The sequence below is a fragment of the Halomonas sp. TH-94 genome, assembly GCF_057473365.1.
In genome coordinates, this window is record NZ_JBYCKL010000075.1 from 1 (window position 1) to 10,210 (window position 10,210).

The 10,210-nt window shown below is 64.9% G+C and carries 8 protein-coding genes; 1 reads left to right on the forward strand and 7 read right to left on the reverse strand.

Features of this window, described 5'->3' with window-relative positions; translation table 11 throughout:
• Nucleotides 1-28: 28 nt before the first annotated feature.
• From AC2VNO_RS14535 to leuC, 7 genes are all read right to left on the reverse strand, one after another.
• Entirely contained in the window at nt 29-676 is a 648-nt protein-coding gene (locus AC2VNO_RS14535) for a phosphoribosylanthranilate isomerase (RefSeq protein WP_486934802.1), read from the reverse strand.
• Nucleotides 673-1,617 carry a tRNA pseudouridine(38-40) synthase TruA gene (gene truA / locus AC2VNO_RS14540; RefSeq protein ID WP_486934803.1) on the reverse strand — a complete coding sequence of 315 codons (945 nt, stop codon included), beginning with the start codon at nt 1,615-1,617 and terminating at the stop codon, nt 673-675. The genes AC2VNO_RS14535 and truA overlap by 4 nt, the downstream gene beginning before the upstream one ends.
• A gap of 7 nt (nt 1,618-1,624) precedes the next feature.
• The gene (locus AC2VNO_RS14545) at nt 1,625-4,087 is read right to left on the reverse strand and encodes a FimV/HubP family polar landmark protein (RefSeq protein ID WP_486934804.1); all 2,463 of its coding nucleotides are present in this window, start codon (nt 4,085-4,087) and stop codon (nt 1,625-1,627) included.
• Between the two features lie 225 nt (nt 4,088-4,312).
• Entirely contained in the window at nt 4,313-5,425 is a 1,113-nt protein-coding gene (asd, locus tag AC2VNO_RS14550) for an aspartate-semialdehyde dehydrogenase (protein ID WP_486934805.1), read from the reverse strand.
• Nucleotides 5,426-5,530: 105 nt separating this feature from the next.
• Nucleotides 5,531-6,610, reverse strand: a complete 1,080-nt coding sequence (leuB, locus tag AC2VNO_RS14555) for a 3-isopropylmalate dehydrogenase (protein ID WP_486934806.1) — start codon at nt 6,608-6,610, stop codon at nt 5,531-5,533.
• A 151-nt stretch (nt 6,611-6,761) separates the two neighbouring features.
• Nucleotides 6,762-7,415, reverse strand: a complete 654-nt coding sequence (gene leuD, locus AC2VNO_RS14560) for a 3-isopropylmalate dehydratase small subunit (protein ID WP_486934807.1) — start codon at nt 7,413-7,415, stop codon at nt 6,762-6,764.
• Nucleotides 7,416-7,418: 3 nt separating this feature from the next.
• On the reverse strand, nt 7,419-8,864 hold the full coding sequence (leuC, locus tag AC2VNO_RS14565) for a 3-isopropylmalate dehydratase large subunit (RefSeq protein ID WP_486934808.1): 1,446 nt from the start codon (nt 8,862-8,864) through the stop codon (nt 7,419-7,421).
• 315 nt (nt 8,865-9,179) lie between these two features.
• On the opposite strand from leuC, the gene AC2VNO_RS14570 reads away from it, so the two are divergent.
• Nucleotides 9,180-10,070 carry a LysR family transcriptional regulator gene (locus tag AC2VNO_RS14570; protein WP_486934809.1) on the forward strand — a complete coding sequence of 297 codons (891 nt, stop codon included), beginning with the start codon at nt 9,180-9,182 and terminating at the stop codon, nt 10,068-10,070.
• Nucleotides 10,071-10,210: the final 140 nt, after the last annotated feature.

A 10,210-nucleotide genomic window follows, 5' to 3' on the forward strand; every position in this document is an offset into this window, starting at 1 on the left:
GGGCTCGGGGCAGACGGATTCGGTCGCTTCAACGCTTGCGGTCGGCCTCGGCCACCGCCGCGGCGAAATTCGCCAGCAGCCGGGGGTCCTTGTGGCCAGGCGCGACTTCCACCCCGCCGGAGACGTCCACCGCAAAGGGGCGCACTCGCGCAACGGCTGCTGCCACGTTGTCAGGCGTCAGCCCCCCCGCGAGAATAACAGGTTTTGCCAGGCTTGCGGGGATTCGCGACCAGTCGAAGGTCTCCCCGGTCCCCCCCGGGACACCGGGGCGGTAGGCGTCCAGCAGCAGCGCCTGGGCTTCGTCATAAGCCTCCGCAGCCGCCTGAAGATCGAGGTCGTCACGCATGCGCAGTGCCTTGATCCAGGGCAGCTCGAAGCCGGCGCAGAAGTCCGGGGGCTCATCGCCGTGGAACTGCAGCAGATCGAGGTGTCTGCTGGCGCGTCGTATGTCCTCAGGGGTGGCGTCGACGAAAAGACCCACTCGGGTGACGAAGGCCGGTACGCAGGCCGCCAGCGCGACCAGGCGATCCTCATCGACATGCCGGCGACTGCCGGGCCAGAGCACGAAGCCCAGCGCATCGGCACCTGCCGCCACGGCGTCCAGGATGTCCTGCTCCCGGGTCAGGCCGCAAAACTTGATACGGGTACGTACCGATGTAGGGGCTGAATAGGTCACGGCTCCTCCTCCTTGATCGCAGCGTCGTCGCCGACCGTCTCGGCCAGCGGCCGGCCTCGACGAAATTCGACCCTGGGGCAGTCCGGCAGCTCGCGCTCGCCGGTCCACTCACCCAGAAACGCCAGCAGATTCGGCCCCAGCGGCTCCTGCGGAAGGCCCCAGTCGTTATCGTAGAGCGAGTCGACGAAATGCAGCCCACAGGCCGGCGCCGTGACATCGGAGAGCGTGCGATCCCTGAGTGCCAGCAACCTGGCCAGATAGGTGTCGTCTTGCTCACCGCGCCCCACGCTGACAAGGGCGCCGACGATGTTTCGAACCATATGGTGCAGGAAGGCATTGCCCTGCACGTCGACGACCACCAGCGGGCCGTGACGGCGCACCTCGATGAAATGCAGATGCCGCCAAGGGGTCTTCGACTGACATCCCGCGGCGCGGAAACTGGAGAAATCGTTCTCGCCCACCAGCGCCTGGGCGGCACGATGCATGGCATCGGCATCGAGCGGGTCACGACACCAGGTGACGTTGGCGCGCTCCAGCACCGGCCGGCTCATCTGGTTGAGAATGAGGTAGCGATAGCGGCGTGCCAGCGCCTTGAAACGGGAGTGGAAGTCGTCGGGTACCTCACGCACCCAGCGTACCGCGACATCGCGCGCAAGGTTGGCATTGACGCCGAAGACCCATGCTTTTTGAGAGCGCGGCACCGGAGAGTCGAAATGTATGACCTGACGCGTGGCGTGCACACCTGAGTCGGTGCGTCCGCTGGCGTGCACGGTTATCGGCTGGCTTGCCACCTTGGCCAACGCCCGCTCCAGTTCGCCCTGAACCGAAGGCGCATGCTTGAGACGCTGCCAGCCACAATAGGCGCTGCCGTCATACTCCACCCCCATGGCCAGGCGGCCACGCAGAGGTCGGCGATCATCGAGTAATTGAAAAAGGGTCATGCCACCGTCAGAGTCGATAGTGTGTGATCAGCGCCCGAGCCTCTTCGCGCAGGCGTGGCTCATCGGCCCCATCGAGCAGCCCCTGCACCAGCGGCCGGGCACGCTCTAGCTCGCCTTGCTCCAGCAGGCGGCGGGCGTCGGCGAGCTCGTCCCATTGGGCTGACTCGTTCTGGACCGGACCATTATCATGGTCCAGCGGCGGGAAGGCCACCTCCTCCACCTCCCATTGCGAATCATCATTACCTTCGCTATCCAGCGGCGCACTCTCGTCTGGGTTCGTACGTGGAAAATCGACGCTGGGCTGCATCGGCGTCTCCGCCCTGAGGACAGGCTCAGGATCGAGGCGCGGCGGTTGGTAGTCGATCACGTCCCATTCGATGGGGGCCGCCTCGTGCGCCTCCCTAGGTTCGGCGGCGAAATCTGGCGCAGCCGATACATCGTCCGCTTCCGAGCCAGGCCTTTGCTGCTCTTGCTCAGCGTCTGCCGATGGCATGGTCTCGGCACTGACATCGGTCTCCTCCTGGCCCGATGGTATGGGCTCGCCAGCGATAGCGGACTCTTCCTGGCCCGACGGCATGGTCTCGGCAGCGATATCCGACGCCTGGCGCCTGGCCATCAAACGCGCCGCTTCGGCCATCAGCGCCGAGTTCCCGGTTTCGGCCAGAATCTGCATTTCTTCCTCTGCCGCCTGCCAACTGCCCTGCTGCACATGAATGTCGAGCAGCTTTAGGCGCTGCTCATGCCGGCCAGGGTCGCGGTCGAGCCCAGCCTCGAGAAGCTCTTTCGCCTGGTCATAGCGCCCATAGGCCATGAAGATATCCGCTTCGCTGATCGCCTCGGCATGGGGCATCGAGGGACGCGGCCCATCCTGTGGCGGCTCTTCAGCTTCGCCTACGGTCAGTCCGGGCACCAACGGCGGTAACATCGTGGCCGTCGCACTCGACGGCGCCGGCGCGCCGGAAGGCGGCATACCGTGGACCATGCCTGACGTGGGAGTATTGCCGACGGCGATGGCATCACGACGCTGTCGCCTGCGTACCCATAACCACAGGCCCAACAAAGCTGCCAGCCCGGCCCCACCCAGCAGCAGGTTTCGATCGATGGCCGCAGGATAGGCGGCGCCCCACCAGGACGCTTCGTCTTGATCAGCCTCGACCTCTGGCTGCGCCACGGCACCAGCCATACCTGCTCCGGTGGCCCTGCCCCCATCAGCAAGCAAGGCAGCGAGTTGTTCGCGCATGGCCTCGACTTCTTGCTGAAGGCCACCGAGTTCCTGCTGAAGCAGGTCGCGCTCGGCCTGCACCTCCGTCAGCGCAGCGCGACTCTCCTGCCAGCGCTGCTCGAGAAGAGCCAGACGCGGCTCGTTCCGCTCTAGCGCCAGCTCACTCCCCCCCAGTGCGGCCACGACCTCGGCATCCAGCGCAGTTGGACGCGCACCGGAAGCAGCCCGTTCCGGGGCATTCGACACCGCAGCCGCTCGAGCGACTTCAACGGCCAGCTCCTCATCGCTGAGCAGCGTGAGGCGAGGTGAAGCATCGGCTACTTCCTCAGCGGGCGTGGGGGCAACCGCCGCCAGGGGCTGCGATGCCGGCTCGCTCGTGTCCGGTGGCTCAACCGATGCCACAGCGGCCTCCCGCACGCTCTCTCCAGCGGGAGGCGTCGGCCCAAGGGCCACACGTACGGGCGCGCCACTGCCACGACTGGCCCAAGCCTGGTTCATCGCCTGAACCACGCGATCGGCTTCGGCGCCGGAGCGTATCGCAATGGTTTCGCGTGACGGTACATCGAGGGAGTGACCGGCGCGCATGGCGTTGATGTTTCCCGACGGGAATATAGCCGGATTGGCTTCGACCAGCGCCACCATCATCTGATTGAGAGTGATACCGTCATCGGGGCGCAGACGGGTGGCGACCGACCACAAAGTATCGCCACTGCCCACCCACGCGGAACTCATGGCCTGGGCTTGGTTCGTGCTCGCCATGGAAGGCCGGGAAGCACCCGCGGCCGTGGGCTCCGGCGGCGTATCAGCACTGCCATTCGCGGCGGGTGACTGGCGCTGCGACCCACTGACCAGCACCGGCATGCGGTCATAGTCAGGGGGGTCCAGCAGCAGCGTGACCTCGCGCAGCTGCCGTCCGCCGGGCCAATCGAAGCGCAGCAGCAGATCCATCCACGGCTCGCGCACCGCCCTCTCGCTGACCAGCGTCACCACCCATTGGCCCTGGCGGACTTCGACGTCGGCGCGCACGCTGGCGGCAATCGCTGTGCGCAACAGGCCGGCGGAGTCGAACTCACGGGGGTCGGCTACGCTGACGCGCAGCAGCTCAGGGTCCATCCCGGCCGTATCGGTGAGTGGGATCACAGCGCGCAGCGGAGCGTTCAAGGGAGAGCGAACCTCTACTTCCCCGACCCCCAGAGCCAACGCTGGAGGGCTAGCAGCCAGCAGCGACAGCATCACGGCTAAGGTCAACTTTCGTCTCATCGAACTCCCTTGCGTTACCCGCTTGCTTATAAAGCACCCCGGTTCTTATGGTGCCGGGATTCTGAAGGCGACGGAATAGACATCATACCTTTGCATGAGATGAGCTAGGCTGGCGAGTTGAGTCCGCCTCACCCTGCACTGCGACACGGTGCCCATCAAACAGAACGGGGCATCTCCCGCAGGAGATGCCCCGTCCTTGGCACTGCGAAACGATCACTGCTCGCGCAGAATCCTAAGCATCCGCTTGAGCGGTTCGGCCGCACCCCAGAGCAGCTGGTCACCGGCAGTGAAGGCGGATAGGTATTCGCCACCCATGTTCAGCTTGCGCAGACGACCCACAGGAACGCTCAAGGTGCCTGTCACGACCGAGGGCGTCAGGCCCGCGATAGTGGCTTCCTTGTCGTTGGGGATCACCTTCACCCACTCGTTGTGCTTGGCGATGCGCTCCTCGATTTCATCTATCGGCACATCTTTCTTCAACTTGATGGTGAAGGCCTGGCTGTGTGAGCGCATGGCGCCGATGCGTACGCAAAGACCATCGATGGGTACCGGATTGTTCTGGATACCCAGGATCTTGTTGGTTTCGACGCTACCCTTCCACTCTTCGCGGCTCTGGCCGTTATCGAGCTTGGTGTCGATCCACGGCAGCAGGCTACCCGCCAGCGGCGCGGTGAAGTTCTCGGTCGGGAAATCGCCGCTGCGCATGGCCTGGGTGACCTTGCGGTCGATATCCAGGATGGCGCTGGCCGGATCGTCCAGTTCTCCGGCAACGCAGTCGCGCAGCGCACCCATCTGCAGCAGCAGTTCGCGCATGTGCTTGGCGCCGGAGCCGGAGGCAGCCTGATAGGTCATGGAGGTCATCCACTCGACCAGATCGGCTTCGAACAGCCCACCCAGTCCCATCAGCATCAAACTGACCGTACAGTTGCCGCCGACGAAGGTCTTGGCGCCGCGAGCCAGTTGCTCGTCGATCACCTTGCGGTTGACCGGATCGAGCACGATGGTGGCCTCGTCCTCCATGCGCAGGGTGCTCGCGGCATCGATCCAGTAGCCCTTCCAGCCGCCGCCGCGCAGGTCGCCATAGACCTGCTTGGTGTAATCGCCGCCCTGGCAGGTGATCACGACATCCAGCGCCTTTAGCGCTTCGATGTCGGTGGCATCCTTGAGCGGAGGAACGTCGACGCCGATATCCGGGCCGGGCTGACCGACCTGGGAGGTGGTGAAGAAGATCGGCTCGATGCCGTCGAAATCACCATCCTCCTGCATGCGCTGCATGAGCACGGAGCCCACCATGCCGCGCCATCCGACGAAACCGACTTTCAACATGTGAAGTCCTCCTGAAGAGAATGAGGCAAATAGTATACATGACCCGGACCCACCTCGCAGGCGGGTCCGGGCGCAGGGTAACGAGCCAGTCGTCGTGGGCAGCCGTCAGGCCGCCTCGAAGGCCGCCAGCACTGCGTCACCCATCTCGCTGGTGGAGACGGTGCGCATGCCTTCCGAGGCAATATCCGCCGTGCGCAGACCGTCGTCCAGCACTTTGCCTACGGCGTCTTCGATGCGCTGGGCAAGCTCGAACTCAGCCAGCGAATAGCGCAGCATCATCGCCACCGAGAGGATGGTCGCCAGCGGGTTGGCGATGCCCTTGCCGGCGATGTCCGGCGCGCTGCCGTGGCACGGCTCGTACATGCCTTGACCGCTCTGGTTGAGCGAGGCCGAGGGCAGCATGCCGATGGAGCCGGTGAGCATGGCAGCAGCATCGGAGAGGATGTCGCCGAACATGTTGCCTGTCACCACCACGTCGAACTGCTTGGGCGCGCGCACCAGCTGCATGGCGGCGTTGTCGACGTACATGTGGGATAGCTCGACGTCGGGATATTCCGGCGCCAGCCGTTCCATTACCTCGCGCCACAGGATGGTGACCTCGAGCACGTTGGCCTTGTCCACGCTGCACAGGCGCTTGCCGCGTTTCTGGGCCAGCTCGAAGGCGACCCGACCGATACGCTCGATCTCGCTTTCGGAGTAAACGTAGGTATTGAAGCCGACTCGCTGGCCGTCACGCACTTCGATACCGCGGGGCTGGCCGAAGTAGATACCGCCGGTGAGCTCGCGCACGATCATGATGTCGAGGCCAGCCACCAGCTCGGGCTTGAGGCTGGAGGCACTAGCCAGCTGCGGATAGGTGATGGCCGGGCGCAGGTTGGCGAACAGACCGAGATGCTTGCGTAGGCCGAGCAGGCCCTTCTCGGGGCGCTTGGTCAGATCCTCGAGCTTGTCCCACTTGGGGCCGCCCACGGCACCGAGCAGGATGGCATCGGCGGCCTTGGCCTTCTCCAGGGTCACGGCGGGCAGCGGCTCGCCGTGTTCGTCATAGGCGCTACCTCCGACCAGCCCCTCCTCGATGTCGATATCGAGGCCGCGGGCCTGGCAGGCAGCCAGGATGCGGCTCGCCTGAGCGGTGATCTCGGGGCCGATGCCGTCACCCGGCAGTACCAGAATCTTGCGTGTCATGTGTTTTTCAATCCTTGTCCTTGCCTTTCTTGAACGAATGGCGGCGGCTGTCCCCTACGCCCTTCAATTCTAGGTTGATCAATCCGCTCCCGGATCAGCCCCACTGCCTCCGGCAAATGCAGAGGGCGAAGGCGAATGCAGAGTATACGTGTCAGGCCTGAGCGCTATCGCGGAATAGCCACGGCCGAGCCTGCCGATGCTTCACCTCGAAGGCACGTATGGCCTCCTCGTCCTGCAAGGTGAGGCCGATGTCGTCGAGCCCTTCGAGCAGGCAGTGCTTGCGAAAACCATCGACTTCGAATTCGAGCACCTCACCACTCGGAGTGATGACGCGCTGGTTCTCCAGATCCACGTCGAGACGGTAGCCTTCGGTGCCTTCCACCTCGCGGAACAGGCGCTCGACCGTCTCCTCCGGCAAAGCGATCAGCAGCAGACCGTTCTTGAAGGCGTTGTTGTAGAAGATGTCGGCGAAGCTCGGCGCGATCACCACGCGGAAACCGAAGTCCTCCAGCGCCCAGGGGGCGTGCTCGCGGGAGCTGCCGCAGCCGAAGTTGCGCCGCGCGAGCAGCACGCTGGCGCCCCGGTAGCGCGGCTGGTTGAGCACGAAATCCGGGTTGAGCGGACGCTGCGAGCAATCCTGTCCGGGCTGCCCCTCGTCGAGGTAGCGCAGCTCGTCGAACAGATTGACGCCGAAGCCGGTGCGCTTGATCGACTTCAAGAACTGCTTGGGGATGATCAGGTCGGTGTCGACGTTGGCTCGGTCGAGCGGCGCGACGAGCCCTTCGGTACGTTCGAACTTTCTCATGGCTCAGGCCTCCTCTGCGACGGGCTGGGCGTCGAAGCTGCGTACGTCGACGAAATGACCGGCAATGGCGGCAGCGGCGGCCATTGCGGGGCTGACCAAGTGGGTGCGCCCGCCGTAGCCCTGCCGGCCTTCGAAATTGCGATTCGAGGTGGAAGCACAGTGCTCACCGGCGCCGAGCTTGTCGGCATTCATCGCCAGGCACATGGAACATCCCGGCTCGCGCCATTCGAATCCCGCCTCGATGAAGATCTTGTCGAGCCCCTCGGCCTCGGCCTGGCGCTTCACCAGGCCGGAGCCCGGCACCACCATGGCGAGCTTGATTGAGCCCGCCACCTTCTTGCCGCGTGCCACCTTGGCCGCCTCGCGCAGGTCTTCGATACGTGAATTGGTGCACGAACCGATGAATACCTTGTCGAGCTTGATGTCGCTGATCTTCTGCTTGGGCTTGAGGCCCATGTACTCCAGCGCGCGGGTATAGCCCCGCTTGAGCGTCTCGTCGCCCTGCTCGGCCGGGTCGGGCACTTCGCCCGAGATGCCGGTGACCATCTCGGGGCTGGTGCCCCAGCTCACCTGGGGTTCGATATCGGCGGCGTTCAGCGTCACCACCTTGTCGAACTCGGCGTCCGCGTCGGAAACCAGGCTACGCCAGTCGGCCACGGCGGCCTGCCACTGCTCGCCCTTGGGGGCAAAGGGACGCTCGGCAAGGTACTCGATGGTGGTATCGTCCACCGCGATCAGACCGACCCGTGCGCCGGCTTCGATGGCCATGTTGCACACGGTCATGCGACCCTCCATGGAGAGTTCACGAATGGCGCTGCCGGCGAACTCGATGGCGTAGCCGGTACCGCCGGCGGTGCCGATCCTGCCGATAATGGCCAGCACCACGTCCTTGGCGGTGACGCCGGCGCCCAGCTTGCCCTCGACGCGTACCTGCATGTTCTTCATCTTCTGCGCCAGCAGGCACTGGGTGGCGAGCACGTGCTCCACCTCGGAGGTGCCGATGCCGTGGGCCAGCGCAGCGAAGGCGCCATGGGTGGCAGTATGGGAGTCGCCGCAGACCACGGTCATGCCCGGCAGAGTGGCACCCTGCTCCGGCCCCACCACGTGCACGATGCCCTGGCGCGGGTCGTTGATCTTGAACTCCTCGATGCCGAACTCGACGCAGTTGTCGTCCAGCGTCTGCACCTGGATCAGCGACACCGGGTCCTTGATGCCGGCGTTACCCTCGGCGCGCTCCTTCACCGTGGTCGGCACGTTGTGGTCCGGCGTGGCCAGGTTGGCGTCGAGACGCCACGGCTTGCGCCCGGCCAGACGCAGCCCCTCGAAGGCCTGCGGCGAGGTCACTTCGTGCAGCAACTGGCGGTCGATGTAGATCAGTGCGGTGCCGTCGTCGCGCTCCTTCACCAGGTGCTGCAACCACAGCTTGTCGTAAAGCGTCTGGCCTGCCATATCGTTCTCCCGGGCTCTATGGCCCTTTTCCTCATGCGGTCGATCCGAGCTGCCCCAATGCGCGGCTGTTCCGGCGACAGGCCTGCCAGGAGGCGCTGTGAATACTTCCCTGTACGCTACCGATGCCATCCATGGCATCGGACCTCCTCTTCGGCCTGTCCCCGGCGCCGCTCACGCTGCGGCAACCGCCAAGCTTTCGGTAATGGTTGTTCGCGCTTGGCTCTCTTTGGTGACATCAAGTCTTGCGCGGCTCGCCCATAAAAGCAATTCATGTTATTTATTCATTGGATTCCATAAAGGAATACAAGAGAAACGATGGACACCCAGAGCCTGCAAGCCTTCCTCGCCGTGGCCGACAGCGCCAGCTTCTCGCGTGCCGCCGAGCAGCTGCACCTGACCCAGCCGGCCGTTTCCAAGCGTATCGCCACGCTGGAGGACCAGATCGGCGCCCGCCTGTTCGACCGTATCGGTCGCCGGGTCACCCTCACCGAAGCAGGCCGGCTGCTGCTGCCCCGGGCGCGGCAGATCCTGGTGATGGTGGACGACAGCCGGCGCGCGCTGACCAATCTCGAAGGCCAGGTGGCCGGCAGCCTGACCCTGGCCACCAGCCACCATATCGGGCTGCACCGCCTGCCGCCGCTGCTCCAGGCCTATACCCGCGCCCACCCCGAGGTGCGCATGGACCTGCGCTTCCTCGACTCGGAGCTGGCCTACCAGGGCGTGCTGGACGGCGAGCTCGAGATCGCCGTGGTGACGCTGGCGCCGCATCCGGACCCTCAGCTCGATGTGGTGCCGGTATGGCAGGATCGCATGTGCTTCGTCTGCGCCCACGATCACCCGCTGGCCGCATACGGGCGGCTCTCACTGCACGAGCTGTGCGCCTTCGATGCCGTACTCCCCGGCCCATTGACCTTCACCCGCACGCTGATCGAGTCACGCTTCGCCGCTGCCGGCCTGACGCTGCCCGTGGCGCTTGCCACCAACTATCTCGAAACGCTCAAGATGATGACCGCCATCGGCCTGGGCTGGAGTCTGCTGCCGGAACGACTGGTGGCCGGCGAGCTGCATGAGCTCGAAGTGGACCATCCGGCCATTCACCGCTCGCTGGGCTATCTGGTGCATCGCAGCCGCACGCTCTCCAACGCTGCGCGGGCGATGCTGGCGCTGCTGGACGAGGCTCGCGATACAGCGAGTCGCGCTTCCTGAACGAACATTGTTAGACTGCTCACAATCAGCTCGACTCCACCTGGAGCTCAACGACACCGTGTCCCCACCCGACTCGTCACCGATGCCCTTGCGCCATGCCCTGGCAGGCGTGCTGATCCTGCTCGGGCTGGTGCAGCAGA

Coding starts and splice junctions, on each gene's coding strand:
- leuB (WP_486934806.1), bottom strand. CDS start 6,610: ATGACACGCAAGATTCTGGTACTGCCGGGTGACGGCATCGGCCCCGAG.
- AC2VNO_RS14570 (WP_486934809.1), top strand. CDS start 9,180: ATGGACACCCAGAGCCTGCAAGCCTTCCTCGCCGTGGCCGACAGCGCC.
- leuD (WP_486934807.1), bottom strand. CDS start 7,415: ATGAGAAAGTTCGAACGTACCGAAGGGCTCGTCGCGCCGCTCGACCGA.
- asd (WP_486934805.1), bottom strand. CDS start 5,425: ATGTTGAAAGTCGGTTTCGTCGGATGGCGCGGCATGGTGGGCTCCGTG.
- truA (WP_486934803.1), bottom strand. CDS start 1,617: ATGACCCTTTTTCAATTACTCGATGATCGCCGACCTCTGCGTGGCCGC.
- leuC (WP_486934808.1), bottom strand. CDS start 8,864: ATGGCAGGCCAGACGCTTTACGACAAGCTGTGGTTGCAGCACCTGGTG.